General features: G+C 61.4%; 18 protein-coding genes, 1 tRNA gene and 1 pseudogene. 10 read left to right on the forward strand and 10 right to left on the reverse strand.

The features are described 5' to 3' along the window. Positions 1–2 precede the first annotated feature (2 nt). The 6 genes from ACIQJ2_RS08235 to ACIQJ2_RS08260 all read right to left on the reverse strand — a co-directional run bounded on the left by ACIQJ2_RS08235 (position 3) and on the right by ACIQJ2_RS08260 (position 4,877). Positions 3–719 (reverse strand): anti-sigma factor domain-containing protein, encoded by a 717-nt coding sequence (locus ACIQJ2_RS08235; protein WP_400668641.1) that lies wholly within the window; start codon positions 717–719, stop codon positions 3–5. After that, a complete protein-coding gene (locus ACIQJ2_RS08240) occupies positions 716–1,258 on the reverse strand; it encodes a sigma-70 family RNA polymerase sigma factor (protein ID WP_400668643.1) in 543 nt (180 codons plus the stop codon). Before ACIQJ2_RS08240 ends, ACIQJ2_RS08235 begins: the two co-directional genes overlap by 4 nt. Positions 1,259–1,386: 128 nt before the next feature. Beyond that, positions 1,387–1,836 carry a DUF2177 family protein gene (locus ACIQJ2_RS08245; RefSeq protein WP_400668645.1) on the reverse strand — a complete coding sequence of 150 codons (450 nt, stop codon included), beginning with the start codon at positions 1,834–1,836 and terminating at the stop codon, positions 1,387–1,389. 17 nt (positions 1,837–1,853) lie between these two features. Further along, positions 1,854–2,225, reverse strand: a complete 372-nt coding sequence (locus ACIQJ2_RS08250) for a DUF2147 domain-containing protein (protein WP_400668647.1) — start codon at positions 2,223–2,225, stop codon at positions 1,854–1,856. Between the two features lie 25 nt (positions 2,226–2,250). Beyond that, a complete protein-coding gene (locus ACIQJ2_RS08255) occupies positions 2,251–3,498 on the reverse strand; it encodes a class I SAM-dependent methyltransferase (protein WP_400668649.1) in 1,248 nt (415 codons plus the stop codon). After that, the gene (locus ACIQJ2_RS08260) at positions 3,495–4,877 is read right to left on the reverse strand and encodes an NAD(P)/FAD-dependent oxidoreductase (protein ID WP_400668650.1); all 1,383 of its coding nucleotides are present in this window, start codon (positions 4,875–4,877) and stop codon (positions 3,495–3,497) included. Before ACIQJ2_RS08260 ends, ACIQJ2_RS08255 begins: the two co-directional genes overlap by 4 nt. Positions 4,878–5,101: 224 nt before the next feature. Between ACIQJ2_RS08260 and ACIQJ2_RS08265 the strand changes: the two genes are divergently transcribed. The 3 genes from ACIQJ2_RS08265 to ACIQJ2_RS08275 are packed head-to-tail and all read left to right on the forward strand — an operon-like array spanning position 5,102 to position 7,246. Continuing rightward, the gene (locus tag ACIQJ2_RS08265; protein ID WP_400668652.1) at positions 5,102–6,130 is read left to right on the forward strand and encodes an SAM-dependent methyltransferase; all 1,029 of its coding nucleotides are present in this window, start codon (positions 5,102–5,104) and stop codon (positions 6,128–6,130) included. Next, the gene (locus ACIQJ2_RS08270; RefSeq protein WP_400668654.1) at positions 6,130–6,681 is read left to right on the forward strand and encodes a hypothetical protein; all 552 of its coding nucleotides are present in this window, start codon (positions 6,130–6,132) and stop codon (positions 6,679–6,681) included. Before ACIQJ2_RS08265 ends, ACIQJ2_RS08270 begins: the two co-directional genes overlap by 1 nt. A gap of 34 nt (positions 6,682–6,715) precedes the next feature. Continuing rightward, positions 6,716–7,246: a lipocalin family protein gene (locus tag ACIQJ2_RS08275; RefSeq protein WP_400668656.1), complete on the forward strand. Its 531-nt coding sequence runs from the start codon at positions 6,716–6,718 to the stop codon at positions 7,244–7,246. Between the two features lie 182 nt (positions 7,247–7,428). Here ACIQJ2_RS08275 and ACIQJ2_RS08280 read toward each other — a convergent pair whose 3' ends face one another. Next, on the reverse strand, positions 7,429–7,785 hold the full coding sequence (locus ACIQJ2_RS08280; protein ID WP_400668658.1) for a hypothetical protein: 357 nt from the start codon (positions 7,783–7,785) through the stop codon (positions 7,429–7,431). Between the two features lie 76 nt (positions 7,786–7,861). Between ACIQJ2_RS08280 and ACIQJ2_RS08285 the strand changes: the two are divergent. Continuing rightward, a pseudogene (locus ACIQJ2_RS08285) lies at positions 7,862–8,347 on the forward strand (IS21 family transposase); the annotation flags it as partial. Between the two features lie 169 nt (positions 8,348–8,516). Here the strand turns inward: ACIQJ2_RS08285 and ACIQJ2_RS08290 are convergent. Next, a complete protein-coding gene (locus tag ACIQJ2_RS08290) occupies positions 8,517–9,521 on the reverse strand; it encodes a substrate-binding domain-containing protein (protein ID WP_400668661.1) in 1,005 nt (334 codons plus the stop codon). 9 nt (positions 9,522–9,530) lie between these two features. Next, on the reverse strand, positions 9,531–10,886 hold the full coding sequence (locus ACIQJ2_RS08295; protein WP_400668663.1) for an ROK family protein: 1,356 nt from the start codon (positions 10,884–10,886) through the stop codon (positions 9,531–9,533). 188 nt (positions 10,887–11,074) lie between these two features. Here ACIQJ2_RS08295 and ACIQJ2_RS08300 point away from each other — a divergent pair, with 188 nt between their 5' ends. The 6 genes from ACIQJ2_RS08300 to ACIQJ2_RS08325 all read left to right on the forward strand — a co-directional run bounded on the left by ACIQJ2_RS08300 (position 11,075) and on the right by ACIQJ2_RS08325 (position 17,155). Further along, the gene (locus ACIQJ2_RS08300) at positions 11,075–11,902 is read left to right on the forward strand and encodes a sugar phosphate isomerase/epimerase family protein (RefSeq protein WP_400668665.1); all 828 of its coding nucleotides are present in this window, start codon (positions 11,075–11,077) and stop codon (positions 11,900–11,902) included. A gap of 38 nt (positions 11,903–11,940) precedes the next feature. After that, positions 11,941–13,062, forward strand: coding sequence for a substrate-binding domain-containing protein (locus tag ACIQJ2_RS08305; protein WP_400668667.1), 1,122 nt, complete (start codon positions 11,941–11,943; stop codon positions 13,060–13,062). 122 nt (positions 13,063–13,184) lie between these two features. Further along, complete coding sequence (locus ACIQJ2_RS08310; RefSeq protein ID WP_400668670.1) at positions 13,185–14,351, forward strand: Gfo/Idh/MocA family protein; 1,167 nt, start codon at positions 13,185–13,187, stop codon at positions 14,349–14,351. Then, on the forward strand, positions 14,348–15,922 hold the full coding sequence (locus ACIQJ2_RS08315; protein WP_400668672.1) for a sugar ABC transporter ATP-binding protein: 1,575 nt from the start codon (positions 14,348–14,350) through the stop codon (positions 15,920–15,922). Before ACIQJ2_RS08310 ends, ACIQJ2_RS08315 begins: the two co-directional genes overlap by 4 nt. After that, on the forward strand, positions 15,915–16,856 hold the full coding sequence (locus ACIQJ2_RS08320; RefSeq protein WP_400668674.1) for an ABC transporter permease: 942 nt from the start codon (positions 15,915–15,917) through the stop codon (positions 16,854–16,856). The genes ACIQJ2_RS08315 and ACIQJ2_RS08320 overlap by 8 nt, the downstream gene beginning before the upstream one ends. Further along, positions 16,853–17,155: a putative quinol monooxygenase gene (locus tag ACIQJ2_RS08325; protein ID WP_400668676.1), complete on the forward strand. Its 303-nt coding sequence runs from the start codon at positions 16,853–16,855 to the stop codon at positions 17,153–17,155. The genes ACIQJ2_RS08320 and ACIQJ2_RS08325 overlap by 4 nt, the downstream gene beginning before the upstream one ends. 814 nt (positions 17,156–17,969) lie before the next feature. On the opposite strand, the gene ACIQJ2_RS08330 is transcribed toward ACIQJ2_RS08325, so the two are convergent. After that, positions 17,970–18,046 (reverse strand) — tRNA-Met (locus ACIQJ2_RS08330). Positions 18,047–18,064 lie beyond the last annotated feature (18 nt).

Below are 18,064 nucleotides of genomic sequence, written 5' to 3' on the forward strand. Positions count from 1 at the left end.
GTTTAAAGCTGTCTTGCCGTGCCGCTGGCGACGATCGGACCTGTGGGAAGACCGGTCGGCGAACCGCCGAACGGTTCAAGACTGACTGCAAGCGTGGCACCGGCACTGATTGTTTCACGCAGGTCCGCCGGGATCAGCAGTTCACCTTCGGCATTCGGCTGGAAGACGCCGAGCGACCGTGGGTTGCCGCTTCCCGGCACGAACCAGAGCTGCAGCGATTTTTCCTGGCGTGTGCCGGCTGCAACCGGAACGATCTTCAAGCGACCACTGGACGCGTCGAACGAGGCAAGCAGATTGACCGGGTTGTCAGGTGCAGAAAGCTGCGCCACGACCGGGCCGCGCGACGAGGACGGCCGCAATGCGCCCGAGGCGTAGACAAGTGCTGCGACGGCAATGGCCGAAGTTCCGAGCGAGACCCAGCGCCAGAAGCTTGCCGCATTCCAGAGCCCTCTCGCAACGGGCGAAGGCTGTGCGCCGAACAGCAGTCCTTCAATCTGCGCGAACACGGCGGCTCCGGGCGTCGCATCCTGATAGTCGTCGTTGAACGAGGAGAGGTCCGACTGCCAGCGCTCGACCAGCAGCGCGAAAGAGCGGTCGCTCGTCATCCGTTGCTCAACGCGCCGGCGCGCTTCTGCCGACAGGACACCGACCACATATTCCCCAGCAAGGACTTCGTCCTGCGCCCGTCCGCCATCGTCAATGTGATCGCCCAGTGTCATCGCTGCATGCACTCCCTGAGCTTCAGCAGGCTCCGGCGCAGCCAGGTTCTGACCGTATTCAGGGGAACATGCAGGTCGTCGGCCAATTCGAGATAGCTCAGCCCTTCCACGTAAGCACGTCTGACGGCGCCGGCATGGGTTGCATCCAGTTCGCGCATGCAGATATCGATGCGGCGTCCTTCATCCACGAGCACCATGTACTGTTCGGGCGTCGAAATCGTCTCGTCGGCCAGATCGTAAGCCTCGTCGATATCGTCGGTGATCGGTTTGCGGGCGCGAATGACGTCGATGGCGTGGTTGCGGGCAATCGCCGAAAGCCAGGTTGATGGCGACCCGGAACCCGTGGCAAAGGTCTTCGCACGCTGCCAAACCTTGATGTACACTTCCTGAAGCGCTTCTTCCGCGTCGGTCCTGTGTCTCAAGATACGAAGGCAGATTGCGAACAACCTCGGATTGGTGGCCCGGTAGAGAGACGCGAATGCGGCTCGATCTCCGATGGCGACCCGATTGATCAAATCTGCGATGTCATTGGTTTGCATTCGGGAATACCTTGCTGCCGACCTTTTATAGAGATCGCCGAATTGGAAAGACAAGGAGGCTCGATCAATAAATCTTGGCGCCTGCCGATAGAGACGAAACGAAATATTTGAAAGGGGACTGTCGTCGATCATCTGGATGTTCCTGACACGGGACTGTTGCGCCCAGATACGCGCAGCGCAATCCAGCAGCCAACCGAAGCAGCCGTTCCGGACAGGATCGTTCCCCAGGCGATATCGGCAAGGGTGAGAGCCGTGGACCAGTTCTTCAAGGTCGCCTGGTTGGTCAGATCATAGGTCGCGTAGGCGGTGAAACCGAGAACGGCTCCATGGAGTGCCGTCCATCGCGGTGAGCGCTTTGCCAATCCGGGCCTCACGGCCAGAAATATCAGCCCCAGGATATAGAGCAGGTAAAAGGCGACGGCCGGCGCAAGCCTGAAATCGGCGATCAGCATGTCGCCCATGACCGGCTGATAGAGCCTGCTCGCCGTGACGGTCAACCAGACGAAGTCGATTGCGACGAAGATGACGAGCGTCACGACATAAGACACGAAAAGACGCGTCACGCCGACCTCCTTCATCGCTCGATCCTCCACGCTCAGTTGATCCGGGTCCAATTGATGCCCTTGCACAGAAGGCCGGCCACGACGCACCCTTTCGTAGTCATCTTGTCTCCGTTCACCGTCACCGTCAGATTGTAGGTCATGTCGCGCTGGGGATCGAAGGCCGTGCCGGAATAGGCGCCATCGGCACCCGGCTTGATGGTCATGACCAGCCGGTCGCCCTTCTTTTCCCTGGGCGTGCCCGGCTTGATCCATGTGTTTGTGGCACAGATATCCGATCCGCAGGATGCAATGCGGACCTTGGCATTGCCGTCGCCGCGGGCCCATTGGCCGTCGATATCGGCGGCGTGGGCCAAAGTGAAGGCCGTGAGGGTCGACAGGGTTGTGGCTATCATCATCTTCATCATGCCTGGTTCTCCTTTTGGCAGTGAATTACGCATGCGTGATCGTATAGAGGCCGACATCGATGCTTCCTTCTTCGAAGCCCGCCTCGCAGTAGCAGAGGTAGTAGTGCCAGAGGCGCCTGAAGCGCTCGTCGAAGCCAAGTGCGGCGATAGCCGGCCAGCGCGCGTGAAACCGCGCCCGCCACTCCCGCAGCGTTCGGGCATAGGACTTTCCGAAATGTTCGACTTCGACGAGCTTCAGGCCGGCGGCGGTCACTGCGGCTTGGAGCGCTTTATCGGACGGGAGAAAACCGCCGGGAAACACGTATTTCTGGATGAAGTCGATGCTGCCGCGGTAGCTTTCGAACCGCCGCTCCTCGATGGAAATAATCTGGAGGACGGCACGCCCGTCCGGTTTCATGCAGCGCTTCAGGGTTTCGAAATAGCTTGGCCAATAGGCTTCGCCCACCGCTTCGAACATCTCGATCGAGACGATGCGGTCGAACTGTCCGTCCATGTCGCGATAGTCCTGGAGACGGAGATCGACGTCGGCGGATTTGCCGCCGTTGGCAACCACGTCCTTCGCGACCACGTCCTTCGCCCAGGCGAGCTGCGAGGGCGACAGCGTGATGCCGACGACATCCGCACGGGAACTGACGGCCAGATCGGCAGCCAGCGCACCCCAGCCACAACCGATTTCCAGCACCCGCTCGCCACCTGACAGGCACAGTTTTTCGCGGATACGCGCTAGCCTTTTCTGTTGTGCGGCCTCCAGCGTCGGTGTGGTCTGGTCGAAGATCGCCGAGGAATAGAGCATCGAGGCGTCGAGCCACTGCTTGTAGAAGTCATTGCCAAGATCGTAATGCGCTTCGATATTGCGGCGACTGCCGCGCTTCGAATTGGCGTTCAGCAGGTGGCCGACACGGTTCAGCAGCCGCAAGATGCCGTTGCCGTCTATGGCCGGCGCCAGCGCGTCGCTGTTTTGAGCGGCAAGCCGGATAACCGCCGTCAGATCCGGCGTCGTCCAGTCCTCTTGAAGAAACCCTTCGGCAAAACCGATATCGCCGGCGGTCAGGACACGACGCAACATCCGCCAACGGTGCATCAGGATCACGGCGTCCGGGCCCGGTTCCGGGCCTATCACCTCGACGGCCTCGCCGGACGGCAGCACGACCCGCAGACGGCCATGGCGAAGATTGCCCATGAGGCGCTTCATCAGCCGCCCGCCGAAGCGGCGTTTTCCGACTTCGGCATCCAGACCCAACGGGAGGCGGGAGAAATCGTCAAACGGGCTCATGCCGGCACCTCCAGTCCAATCGGCAGCTCGACGGGTCTGGCGAGCGGCGTGCGCACGATGCGGGCGCTTTCCTGCGCAACCTGCCAGGGCCGCCGCAGGCCACCCAGATCTTCCGCCACCGCAAGACCCGCCTGAATGCCGTCCTCGAGGAAGCCGGAACCGAAATGCGCGCCGCAGAACCAGGTATTGCGCATGCCCTGCAGCGTCCAGATTTCCTGCTGCGCCCGGTCCGTGGAGAGATCGAAGACCGGATGCTCGTAGACTTCGCGGCGGATCACGGTTTCCTCGCGCGGCGCGCGCTCTGGATTAAGCGTCACGAATGTCGGCGGCGCTGCACCCAGCGGCTGCAACCGGTTCATCCAGTAGGTGATCGATGGTCGGGCCGGCTCGTCGCGCGCGCCAATCCGCGTATCGGCAACATAGTTCCAGCTCGACCAGGCTGCGCGGCGTTTCGGCATCAGCGCGGCATCGCCATGCAGCACCGCCTCGTTGCGCGAATAACGGAAGGCGCCGAGCACGCGCCGCTCGTCATCGCTGGCATCGGCCAGCATGCGGAGCGCCTGATCCGCATGGGTCGCAACCACCACATCGTCGAAGACGTGCTGCTCACCATGCGCGTCGTTCAGTTGCACCCTCCCCTCCACCCGGCGGATGGCCTGAACCGGTGTCGAAAGCCGGATCCTGTTGGCGAAGCGGCTCGTCATGCGCGCCACATATTCCCGGCTGCCGCCCTGCACCGTGCGCCAGACCGGGCGGTTCCACAATTCGAGCAAGCCGTGATTGCAGCAGAATTTTATGAAGCTAGCGGCAGGATAGGCACCGACCTGCATTGCCGGCGTCGACCAGATCGCCGCGGCCATCGGGTAGAGGTGGTCGTCGCGGAACACACGGCCATAGCCCTTACGGTTCAGATAATCGTCCAGAGAGATGCCGCCCATGATCGCCAGATCTCGCGGGGCGGTCCTGTAAAAACGCAGTAGGTCGCGCATCGTCGACCAGAAACGTGGGCTGGCGAGATTGGATTTCTGAGCGAACAGGCCGAATCCCGTACCCCCGGAATATTCGAAAGCGCCGTCATTCAGCGAGACGGCAAACGACATGTTCGACGCCGCCGTCGGCACGTCGAGGGTACGAAACAGGGCCGTGAGATTGGGATAGGTGACCTCGTTGTAGACGATGAAGCCCGTATCGACGGCAACCGGGCCCGCCGCGCTTTCGAATTCGACCGTATTGCTGTGGCCACCGATGCGGTCTGCCGCCTCAAAGACGGTAACGTCATGGCGCTGCGACAACAGCCATGCAGCCGACAGACCCGATATGCCGGTGCCGATTACCGCGATGTTCAGGCGCTTGCCGCCAATATCTCTATCGAAAGCCATTCATTCCTCTCCCCCGGATGCGGGAGAATTCCCGATACTGAGGGACGTACGAAAGCTCGGCCGAGAAAGTTTCGGCCTGTCGTGCGTATTTCTTGAACTTCCGCGAAACTCATGGGCCCTTTCCTCCGTAGATCGCATTGAGAAGGGGATCACTTCGATCCCTGTCCACTGTTTGCGAGTGTCAGGCTCGCCGACCGCTCGCACCGCCAAGGAGGAGACACTTCATGAACATGCTGGCCTTTGCCATCAATACCGCAGAACGAGCACCGCTCACCGACGGCATGACACTCGCCGGCATCGATTTCCTGTGCGGCCGGACCAAGCGGCGGCTTGCCGAAACGGCCGCGGATGTGGAGCGGGATTTCGTCGAGACGATGAGCCGTTTTCCGGTCGCGACCTATACCAACGAAGCCAACCGCCAGCATTACGAAGTGCCGGCCGAGTTTTTCGCTCTGGTGCTCGGGCCGCAGCGCAAATATTCCTGCTGTCTTTATCCTGCGGCGGATACGGTCATCGCCGAGGCGGAAACTTTCGCGCTCGCCGAGACGGTAAAACACGCAGCCATTTCAGATGGCATGGCGATCCTGGAACTGGGGTGCGGCTGGGGTTCGCTGTCCCTTTACCTGGCGCGGAATTTTCCAAACGCACGCATTACCTCGGTCTCGAACTCGGCGTCGCAACGCGCCTATATCCTCGACTTGGCCCAGAAGGATGGGCTGACGAATCTCGAGGTCATCACCGCCGACATGAACGACTTCATGACGGATGCGCGGTTTGACCGCGTCGTCTCCGTCGAGATGTTTGAGCATATGTCCAACTGGCGGATGCTCTTTGAGCGCGTGCGCGGCTGGGTGAAGCCGGACGGCAAGCTTTTCCTGCATGTCTTCACTCACAAGAACCGCTCATACCGCTTCGATCACGACGATCCGGCCGATTGGATCGCCCATCATTTCTTCACCGGCGGCATCATGCCGGCGTACGACCTGCCGCATCGCTTCGGCGACCTGTTCCAGGTCGACCAGGAATGGCGCTGGTCCGGCACGCACTATCGCAGCACAGCACTTGATTGGCTGGCCAATTTCGACCGTGAGATCGACCGCATCCAGCCGATCCTTGCGGCGGTCTATGGCAAGGATGCCTCGCTCTGGCAGCGCCGCTGGCGGCTTTTCTTCCTGGCGACAGCCGGTCTGTTCGGTCACGACAATGGTGAGGTTTGGGGTGTCGGTCACTATCTTCTGGCGCCGGCGGTATAATGTCGAAGAAGGTTATACGGCTTGACCCACTGACCCAGGCGACCGCTACGATCGCCTGGGTGGTCGCGCTGAACAAACCCTTCTATCCGCTCTATGTCTGGTATCTGGTCGGAAGCGGCGTGGCGGCGTCTCTCGGCACCTTGCTGTCGGCACCATTTTTCCTCGCCATCCCATTTTTAGCGCGCCGGTTCCCACTCGCAGCACGGATAGCGCTGCCGCTCTTCGGAACCTTCGACACCTTGTTCGAGACCAAGCTTTTCGGTCCAGGCTCCGGCACGGAGCTGTTCTTTGCCGCTTGCATCATGCTGGTGGCGATCGCGTTTCGCCCGGACGAGAAATGGTGGCAGCGGGGACTGGTCGGTCTGGTATTTGTCGTCTTCATGGTCTCGCGCAGCTTCATCGGCCCACCGCTGCATGTTTGGACCGACGCAGAGCTCTTAACCCTTTTCGACCTCAACGCCTTTGCCGTCGCCAGTCTGCTGGCGTTTATCGCTCTGCGCTACGCCGGGGTCGAAAGAGCGCGCGAGCAGGCCAGCTCGGATGCGAGTTAGGCAAATCGAAGTCTACGAGAAAAAGGAGGAAGACATGCAGGGAGTGTTCAGGACGATCAGTGCCACAGCACTGATATTCACAGCCTTTTACGGCTATTCGGCACAGGCATGGGCAGAGGCGAAGCCGGTTGCAGTCGGCATGGATCACTATCGCGGGACCTGGCTTGAGATCGGCCGCCGGCCGATGTGGCTGACCGATGGTTGTGTCGCAGGATATTCGACATACAGGCCAGGCAAGGAACGAGGTGAAATCGCTGTGGAAGACGGCTGCCACGTGGATACCCCCAAAGGCCGCCTGAAAACCGTCGAAGGAACCGGCCGTATCCTCGACTTCGGATCGACCAACGCCAGGATGCGGGTTCACTATCCTCTTCTCATCACGTTCAATTATTGGATTCTGTACAAGGCACCTGACAAATCTTGGTTCATCAGCGCCGACCCGGACATGACCAACCTCTGGATCTACGCGCGAACCGTACCGTCCAAGGCGAAACTGAAGACAATGGTGCGTAAGGCGAGCCAACTCGGTTATGATGTCCGCAAGCTGGAGTTTCCAGAGCAATAAAGGACCGGTTTCTGCGCGGAAATTATTTCCCCGCTACCACTGAAACGCCTCCAGAAAAACGATTCAGAATCAAACGTCGTTTAAAGGAGTAACGGGGGGAAACGCACTCAAGAAGGCAAACATCGTTTGCAACGAGGAAGCTGGCGGCAGCACGAACGGAACCGCAGCGACAAGGTCGGAGATCAAACGTCCAGATCGAGATCGTCAGGCTTGTCGATGAGGTGGACCTTGCGCCGGAAGCGCCAGCGGCCATCCTTGTATTTCTCGATGAGATCATCGAACACGGCATAGGACGCCGCTTCATCGAACCCTTGGCTAGCGATCAAGTCCACGATGTGCGCCTGCATCATCTCGAGCTGCCCCTCGGTCGACTTGTCGAGTGCCCGCGTGATCATCCAGTAGAGTGTCGCACGGGCGAGGTCTGCAAATTCCGAGGCAATCCGCCCCCTGATTCCGAAATGATGTCGCCCCCCAATTCCGAGAAATAGCCGCCCCCTTATTCCGAGATGATGCCGCCCCCTTTGGCGGGCATCTGGCAAGGGTGTTCTGCAGGTGTGAAGTTCCTTCCGTCGATGGTGACAGGGAAGGAACGGTATGCCTGCGGAGAGACTGGAGATGCGGCGTGTCCGCGAGATACTGAGATATCGCTTTGAGCAAAGACTTGGGCACAAGTCGATTGCGGTGCGGGTTGGGACTGCGCCGTCGACGGTGCGCGAGACGCTACGGCGGGCAGCGGTTGCCGGGTTGTCGTGGCCTTTGGGCGACGACGTCAGCGATACGGTCCTGGAGGCAGCGCTTTACAAGGCGGCCGGAACGAAGATAGGACACCGCCGCGCACCGGAGCCTGACTGGGAACAGGTCCATCGCGAGCTGAAGCGCAAGCATATGACGCTGCAGATCCTATGGGACGAATACATCGGTCTTCATCCCGATGGCTATCGCTATAGTCGGTACTGCGACCTGTATCGCGGCTGGGCGTTGAAGCTGCCGGTGACGATGCGGCAGGATCATATGGCGGGCGACAAACTGTTCGTCGATTATGCCGGCGACACGGTGGCGGTTGTCGTTGATCGATTGTCTGGCAAGACGCGACAGGCCCATGCGCAGTCGCTTGGCGTAAGTGTACGCGTCAGTCGTCGACTTGCCCGCCGCAGGGACAGAGCGGAAGGCAAAGGCGTAGTTCGGCGATGCCACCTGGGTCTTGTCGGTTCACGTCTTGGCTCACCGGAAAACCGTTCAAGAATGGCAGCAACCTTCCGACCCTCCAAGCTCAGCGGAGAAGGTTCTGCTGCCTCAAGACTTCTCGAGGTGCAGGAGATCGCCAGATCGTTTGGAAACATTCCACGACATTGGAAGCAGTGACCAAGACGCCGGGCAGGGCAACCCAGGCTGGCGTCAGGCGATTGAGGAGGGCGGTGACCGTTGTCGAGGCGGCCGACTGACCCTGCCGGAACGGCTGCTGGGCCGCGATCGTGACGATCGGTCCGCCGCCGGACAGGCTGATGGCGGCGTCCTTGCCGAGATCGACGGTGCCGATCGGAACGGATAGTCCTGCAGAGGCCAAGGCGGCAGCGGCCGCGATCGCGGGTGTATCCCAGACCACGAACAGGCCCTTGAGGCCCGGATGCTTTTTTGCCAGCACCGAAGCCGTGGTGCCCGCCTCCGCAAGCGACGGGAATCGGGCGACATGAAGGCGGTGGCGCGGTCGGTTGATCCGCATCCATTTCACAAAGGCGATCTCGCGCTCGTTGGTCGCGAAAAAATCGGAGTCGTAGCCGAGTACGCCGACATCGCCTTCCTCTGTGAGATGGGGTGCAATGCCTTCCGCCGCCATCTTGCCGAGACCGAAATTGTCGGCTGAAATCAGCGACACGTAATCTTTGCCCGGCAGCAGACCGGTCGGGACATTGTCAAGCAGCACGAGCTTGATTCCGGCCGCAGATACGCGGGCATGGGCGGCGGCGACCTTCGCATTGGCGACCGGGAGCGAAATGATGGCGTCCGGCGCTTCGCGGATCAGCCGGTCCAGCGCCTCGATCTGCACCTCCGGCATGAAGCCGCAATCGACGACATCGATGACCGCCACGCCGCAATCCCCGAGCGTTCCGACGATGCCGGCCAGTTGCTGTTTGGCCCAGTCGCTCGCCAGCGTATGCAGCACGATCGCGACGCGCAGGCCCGCAGCCCTTGCCCGCGCCTTGTCCTCCGGCAGAAGCAAGACCCGTTCAGGCGCGGAGGCGCGTTCGCCATGGGGACCAAGTCCTTCAATCACCATCGACGCACCTCATGCTTTCGGAGGCGGCATGGCCGCGGCAACGGCCGCGGTCTGCGTCTCTAGCCGGCCGCGAAGAGCCTCGAATTGTGGATGCGCCTGCGGGCGCCCGGCCATGATCCAGTCGCGCAGGACGGTGGGCGAGAACAGGCTTTCCGTTGCCACGATGGCGGCACCGACAAGGCCGGAGGAACTGCCCATCTGTGAGCGGATGATCTGCAGGTCGCGGCTGACGAGCGGATGGGATGCGCCATAGATGGCCTCGCGAGCCGCTGCCAGCAGGATATCATTGCTCTGGGCAATCGATCCGGAGAGCACGATCAGCTCCGGGTTCAGCATGTTGGCGAGCGTCGCCACGACCTGCCCGATCATGCGCCCGCTTTGCGACAGGATGTCGATGGCCGCCACATCGCCCATACGCGCCGCCTGCGCCACTTCGATTGCCGTGACCTCGCCGCCGCGCCGCACATGCTCGGCGAGGATCGGGCTCAAGCCTTTTTCCGCCTGGATCCGGCCATCACGAATGATCGCCTCCGAGCCGGCCATGGATTCCAGCGTTCCGTGCCGCTCCCCCGTGCTGACGGGCACAGAGCCGATCAGGCCGACCGCGCCTTGCGCACCCCGGAACAGCGCGCCATCGCTGATCAGTCCGGCACCGATGCGCTTGCCGACCTTGACGAACAGCATCGCCCGATGGCCCACACCAGCGCCGGAGTGAAACTCACCCATCGTCATGGTCTCGACACTGGAGCGCAGCCAGACGGGCACGTCGAAGGCCTCGACCAGTTTCTCGACCAGGGGGAAGCTTTCCCAGCCCGGCAGGACCGGAGGCGTGGCACTCTGAAAGAAGCTTTCGCCGCCATCAGTCACCACGCCCGGCACCGAAATGGAGATGCCCCACAACTCACCGGCATCCGGCTGCATGTCGACAATCCAGCGTAACAGCGTGGTGAGCCGGTCAAGCAGCGCAGAGACGGGCTGTGTCAGATCTGCCGCCTCGTGATGCTCCATCTTGAGGTTGCCACCGAGATCAGCGAGGCCGACACCCAGCGCTGTCTGATCGAGAGTAGCGACGAGAATGCTACCGCGATGAGCGGAAAATTGCACAAGCCGCGGCGCCCGTCCGCCTGTGGCCGTCCCCAGCTCGCTCTCATCGACAAGCCCAAGCTCGGTGAGCGTGCCCAGACGATCCGCCACCACGGCGCGACCGAGTTCGCTCTCGCGCTCCAGCTCCTGCCGAGTCGTGGCCTTCTCCGTGCGCACCAGGTTGAGGATTTCCACAAGGCTGGGCGCAGCCGTCTCCGCCGTGCGCGGTCGGCCCTTTCGGCGGGGCTGTAGATCGGCGTCCATCTTCGCCGTCGCAGGCATGTCTGTTCCTTTCGCCCGAACCAAGCGGTTAAGCCTTGATAAATCCTCGCCTTGAGACGCGCAACAACAATCTTTTGCATTAAATCAGCATAAGTAAGCCACTAAATGCATTTTAAATGTTGACATGTGTTTTATTCGAGCGCACTAAGGTCGGCATCTGGTGGGAATATCTTGAGGAGGAGAGGACCATGGATGGCTGCAAACTCGCCTATCATGCCAACTGCTGGGGGGAGCTGGGCGGAAGCGCCGTCGGCGTCACCTCGATCACACAGCTCTCTTACCGAACCTTCGGCGACATGCGGCGCGCCTTTGCCGATATCGCGGCGGCAGGCTACGAGGGCGTGGAACTCTTCGACGGCAACCTGCTCGACTTCTCCGCCGGGGACATGCGCGCCCTGCTGTCCGACAATGGCTTGATCCTGGTCGCGGCCTATGCCGGCGGAAACTTCATCTTCGACGACATCCTGCCCGAGGAGCTGGCACGGGTAACCCGTGCGGCGGATCGGGCAGCCGAGCTCGGTGCCCTGCATCTGGTTGTCGGTGGTGGCGCAAAGCGTTTCGACGGAACGCGGGAGGCAGATTTTCACAAGCTTGCCGCAGCGCTGGATCGGGTCGGGGAGATTGCAAGCGCACGCGGCCTGCGCGCCCATTATCATCCCCATCTCTCGACGATCGTGGAAGGACCGGAGGAGGTTGCCAAGATCTTCGGACTGACGGGTATCGATTTCTGCCCGGACACGGCGCACCTCGCCGCAGCCGGTGGTGATCCCTCAAAGCTCATCCGGGATCACGCGTCCCGCATTTCCTATGTCCATCTCAAGGGCCTGCAGCGAGAGCCTTTCGCCTTCACGCCCCTTGATCGGGGTGACGTGCCGACCGACGGCATCGTTGCCGCCTTGCGCGAGATCGGCTTTGCCGGCTGGATCTGCGCCGAACTCGATGCCTGGCCCGACCCGCTGGAGGGCGCTCTTGCCAGCATGACCTATCTGAAATCGGCCAATCCCAAGAAGGATTGAAGGCCGCCGGGGCAAGGCCCCACCCACGGGAGGAAACCATGATTACCAGACGCATTCTTTTGTGCTCCGCGGCCATCGCGGCAGCCATGTCCATCGCGGCCCCGACATTTGCCGCCGATCCCGATGCTGCGCTCGCCAAGCTGCAGGATACGGTTCTGTCCAAGGGCCCGTCCGGTGAAGACCCGTCGCCGGCCTCCGGCGTGAAGCTTTCCGATGAGGAACTCGCCAAGGTCAAGGGCATGGGTGCCACGGCCGCCATCGTCATGCATTACGGCGGCAATGACTGGTCTCGCGCCCAGATCAATGGCTTGCAGACGCAGTTCGCGGCCATGGGTATCAAGGTCATCGCGGTCACCGACGCCGGCTTCAAGCCGGAAAAGCAGGTCGCCGACCTCGAGACGATCATGGCGCAGAAGCCGAGCATCATCGTCTCGATCCCGACCGATCCGACGGCGACCGCATCCGCCTACAAGGCTGCAGCCGATGCCGGCGTCAAGCTAGTGTTCATGGACAACGTGCCGGCTGGCTTCAAGGCAGGCAAGGACTACGTCTCCGTCGTTTCCGCCGACAATTACGGCAATGGTGTCGCCTCGGCGCATCTGATGGCCAAGGCGCTGGGCGGCAAGGGCGAGATCGGCCTGGTGTTCCACGCCGCGGATTTCTTCGTGACCAAACAGCGCTATGATGCCTTCAAGAAGACCGTCGCATCGGACTATCCCGATATCAAGATCGTTGCCGAGCAGGGCATCGGCGGTCCGGATTTCTCTGGTGATGCGGAAAAGGCCGCCGGTGCAATTCTGACGTCCAATCCGAACGTCAAGGGCATCTGGGCGGTCTGGGACGTGCCCGCCGAAGGCGTCATCGCCGCCGCGCGCAATGCCGGACGGGACGACCTGATCATCACCACGATCGACCTCGGCGAAAACGTGGCGATCTCGATGGCCCAGAACGGTTTCATCAAAGGTCTCGGCGCCCAGCGTCCTTACGATGCAGGCGTCGTCGAAGCCAAGCTCGCCGGTTATGCCCTTCTCGGCAAGACGGCCCCGGCCTTCGTCGCGTTGCCGGCTTTGCCGGTCACCCGCGACACGCTGCTGGATGCCTGGAAGACTGTCTATTCGACCGAGGCGACAGCCAACGTCAAGTCCAGCCTCGGAAACTAAGCTGCCGACAGCGCGCGGCACGGAACATCCGCGCCGCGCGAAGAGAGCCCGGTTCAAGGGGATCGCTGATCCCACCGGCATATTGAGCAGCCTGTGGCTGCAGCAAATCAGGAGACACCTCGATGACGAAAGTGATGAACGTCGCCATGATCGGCGGCGGCTTCATGGGCAAGGCGCATGCCATGGCCTATGCTGCCATGCCGATGTTCTTCTGGCCGGCCCCGGCTATTCCGCACCGCAAGGTGGTGGTGGATGTGACCGATGGCATGGCCGAGGAAGCCCGCCAGCGCTTCGGCTTCGAGGAAGCCTCCTCGGACTGGCGCGCCACAGTCAACCGACCGGATGTCGATGTGGTTGACATCTGCACACCGAACAATGTCCATGCCGAAATCGCGATCGAGGCTGCAAGGGCCGGTAAGCATATCATCTGCGAAAAGCCGCTGGCCCGCACTGTCGAGGAAGCCCGCGCCATGGCGGAGGCCGCGAAGGCGGCCGGCGTCGTCAACATGGTGGCATTCAACTATCGCCGCACGCCGGCGGTGGCACTGGCGAAGAAATACCTCGAGGAAGGCCGGATCGGCCGCATCCTGAATTTCCGCGGCACCTATCTGCAGGATTGGTCAGCGGACCCGGATTCACCGCTCTCGTGGCGCTTCCAGAAGAAGATTGCCGGTTCCGGCGCGGTTGGCGATATCGGCACCCATGTGGTCGATCTCGCGCACTATCTTGTCGGCCCGATTGCGGAAGTCATCGCGCTCACCACGACCTACAACAAGACCCGTCCGCTGCAGCAGGGCGGCATCGACAAGCTGGGTGCGGCCGAAAAAGCGGCCGATGCCGAGCGCGGCGATGTCGATGTGGACGACGAAGTCGTTTCCATGTTGAAATTTGCCAATGGCGCGATCGGCAGCCTGGAAGCCACCCGAAACGCCTATGGCCGCAACAATTTCATCACGCTTGAAATCCACGGCACGAAGGGTTCGATCCACTTCAACTACGAACGCCGCGACGAGCTGCAGGTGATGTTCGCGGATGATCCGGCGGATGCGCGCGGCTTCCGCACCGTGTACACCGGCCCGGCGCACCCCTATGGCGGCGGTCTCTGGCCTATTCCCGGCCTCGGCATCGGCTATTCGGAAACGAAGATCGTCGAATGCTACGACTTCTTCCAGGCAATCGCGAAGGGCAAGCAGCCGAGCCCCAATTTCGAAGACGGCCTGCTGACCGAACTCGTCGCGGATGCCTTCATCCGTTCCGGCGAGAGCGGCGTATGGGAGAGAGTGGGATGAACGCCAGTATCGCTGCCGTCCGGATGACAGGCATTTCGAAGTCCTTCGGTGGCGTCCGCGCCCTCGAAGGGGTCGATCTCGAGGTGCTGCCCGGCGAGGTCCATGCCCTTCTGGGCGGCAACGGCGCTGGCAAATCCACCATCCTCAAGATCCTCAACGGGGTTCATCGGCCAGATTCCGGCAGAATTATCGTCGCCGGACGCGAATTGACGACCCATGTGCCGGAAGAGTCGCGTGACGCCGGCATAGCCATGAACTACCAGGAAATGAGCCTGATTCCGACGCTGACCGTGGCGCAGAATGTGTTCCTGACGCGCGAAAGCCGCACCGGCATGGGCCTGATCGACGATGCAGAGGCCGAACGCCGCGCTGCGGAGCTTTTCGCGCGGCTCGAGGTCTCGGTCGATCCCCGCGCCCTGGTCGGTGATCTCGGTGCCGGACAGAAGCAGTTGACCGAAATCGCCAAGGCGATTTCGCAGGATGCGAAGGTTCTCGTCCTCGACGAGCCCTCGACTGCGCTCGCCGTTTCCGACGTCGAGCGCCTGTTCGTCTTCCTTCAGAAGCTGAAGGCCAAGGGTGTCGCGATCATCTATGTCAGCCATCGCATGGACGAGATCGCCCGCATCGCCGACCGCGCCACCATTCTGCGTGACGGCCGGCACGTGATCACTGCGCCGCTCTCCGAGCTGCCGATAGACACGATGATCGAACATATAGTTGGCAAGCGCTCCAAGGGCCTGTCGGATGTGGTGCGCGGATCGTCGGCAAGAGGCGAGGTTCTCCTTGAGGTGTCCGATGTCAGCGGCGTCCACAAGCTTGAGCATGTGTCCTTCAAGCTTCATGCGGGGGAGGTTCTGGGGCTTGCCGGTCTGCTGGGATCGGGACGGTCTTCGCTCGCCCGGCTCATCGCGGGCATCGAGCCTGCAGCAAGCGGCTCGGTCCGCATCAAGGGCAGGCCGGTCAGCATCCGCAAGCCCAGCGATGCGATCGCCTGTGGTGTGGCGCTGGTGCCGGAAGCACGGGCGACCCAAGGCATCATCCCGGCCCATTCCGTTGCCTCCAACATGGTTCTGGCGGTCATCGAGCGTCTCTCGCGCGCTGGTGTTGTCGACAGAAAAGCCGCAGCCGACCTAACCGACAGGCAGATCAGCCGCCTCTCGATCAAGACCGCCAGCCGCGACCATGCGGTCGCCACGCTGTCGGGCGGCAACCAGCAGAAGGTGGTGATCGGCAAGTGGCTCGCCACCGATCCTGACATTCTCATTCTCGACGAGCCGACGGCGGGCATCGACATCGGCTCGAAATCGGAAATCATCCGGCTTGTGCGCGACCTTGCCGCATCAGGCAAGGCGATCATCATGATTTCGTCCGAGCTGTCGGAATTGCTGACCGCCTGCGACCGGATTCTTGTCATGGCGGACGGCCGCATCCACTCGGATCTTCCGCGCGAAGCCTTCGACGATCGGGCCGTCTCGGCCGATGATCTGGCCCACCGCCTGCAGGCAGCCGAGCAGAAGCTCCAGACCGAGATACAGCGGGCGCTCGCAGCCCAGGAGAGAACCAATGCTTAAGCGTTTCGCTGCCGACTGGCGCCAGAATATCATCTACATCGGCTTCATCGTCATCTTCGTCGTCTTCGCCGTCACCCTGAACGACAAGGGCTTCCTCACGCCCAACAATCTGCTCAACATCGTCCGGCAGACGGCGATGATCGCCGTGATGGCGATTGCGATTACCTTTGTGCTGTCAGCCGGCGAGATCGACCTCTCTGTCGGCGCGGTGGCCGGCCTGACGACCGTCACCGTTGCCATGGCAATCGCCGTCGGCGGACCTTTTGCGGGCGTGCTGGCTGGCATCGCCACGGGCATCGCGGTCGGGTGCTTCAATGGATGGCTGACCACCCGCATCGGCATACCATCCTTCCTCACCACGCTGGCGATGATGGGTATTGCCAAGGGCGTGGCCATGTGGATTTCTGCAACCGCTGCGGTTCCGATCCTGTCCCCCGGCTATTCCTGGCTGTTCGGAGGCGGCAATCTCGGCCGCATCCCGGTGCTGCTGATCTGGATGCTCGTCCTCGGCGTGATTGGCCACCTGGTGCTAAGGCGCACCGGTTTCGGCCGGCGGGTCCTGGCGACCGGTGGCGGCGAAACCGCGGCACGCTATTCCGGCATAGATACCCGCAACATCAAGTTCAAGGTTCTTGTCATGTCGTCTTCCGCGGCGGCTCTGGCAGGCATGCTCTACGCAGGGCGTCTGCAGTCCGGCCGCTTCCAGCTCGGCGAAGGTGACGAGCTTTCGGTCATCGCAGCCGCGGTGCTCGGCGGCACGAGCCTGTTCGGCGGGAAAGGCACGGTTGCCGGCACCATTGTTGGCGCGCTGATGATCGGCCTGATTAACAACGGCCTGATCCTCATGGGCCTGGAGTTCAGCCAGCAGCTTATCGCGCGCGGCGGGATCATCATCCTCGCTGTCGCCCTCAGCCAGAAAAGGACCGCATCATGACCGTGACGATCATCGGAACCGTCACCGCCCGCCCGGAATGCCGCGATGAACTCGAGGCCCTTCTCACCAAGCAAGTTGCCCCGACACGGGCGGAAGCCGGCTGCTTAAACTACGATTTCCATGTGGATGCGGCCGATGATTGTGTTTTCGTATTCTACGAAAATTGGAGAAGCCAGGAAGATCTGGACCAGCACATGAAAATGCCGCATCTCATGCCGCTTCTGTCTGAGATCGACACACTGCTGGCAAGACCCGTCGAGATCCGACACCTGCGGATGATCGGCAGCCCGGCCAAATGAACGAGCTTCGCGGCGCTGCGCTTCTTGCATAGGCCAGGCGCAGCCAGATGCCCTCTGATGCCATGACAGTGGAACTCGTCAATCACCAGTGTGAGTGGTAATATTCCCGTTCTCGGATCTCGTATTGTGACGACCGCTTCGGCGAAACGTGCAGCAGCTTTGCGCCATCTGCGGACATTGCGCCATCACCAAAACCAGATACGTTGAGGACATGCAGGCTCGTCCGGGATCGTGCCAGCAACCTTTCCACGTTCGCAAACGGTGCTGGTATGAATTTTCAGAGCGATAGAGATTTTCTCGAATTCCATTCTTTGCCGGAAGGCATATTAGCGACATTGATCGAAAGATCTGGACAGCTCGCGGGCCATTGGAAAGACCGCACTATGCCGCAAACATTGGACGGTAAGCGCGTCGGCATCATCGTTGATGATACGGGCTGGCGCAATACGACTGCCCAGTATGAAGTGCGAGATGGACGCGCTCGAAGCTCGTAAGGACGAACTGAGAGAACTTCTGGCTGAGAGTCCGCAAGATGTGCCCGACTTGTTGCCAAGTGCTTCGGCAATCTACGCGAAAAAAGTGGCGGATCTCACCGCAACACTCAATCAGCCGGAGGACAGAGTGCAGGCTGCAGAAGTCCTGCGGACCTTAATCGAAAAGATCGTGCTTTCACCTGGTAAGGCAAGGGGCGAAATCGACGCTTTATTGTACGGAGAACTAGGTACGATCCTGAACTGGATCGAACGGCAAACTGCTGAAAAGGCCCAAAAAACAAAAACTCCCGGAGCTGGACTCACGGGAGTGTCGGTATCAGTGGTTGCGGGGGCAGGATTTGAACCTGCGGCCTTCAGGTTATGAGCCTGACGAGCTACCGGGCTGCTCCACCCCGCGCCAGCGCAAATCCGGAGG

It is taken from the genome of Rhizobium sp. NPDC092011, assembly GCF_044756305.1.
Lineage (GTDB): Bacteria > Pseudomonadota > Alphaproteobacteria > Rhizobiales > Rhizobiaceae > Rhizobium.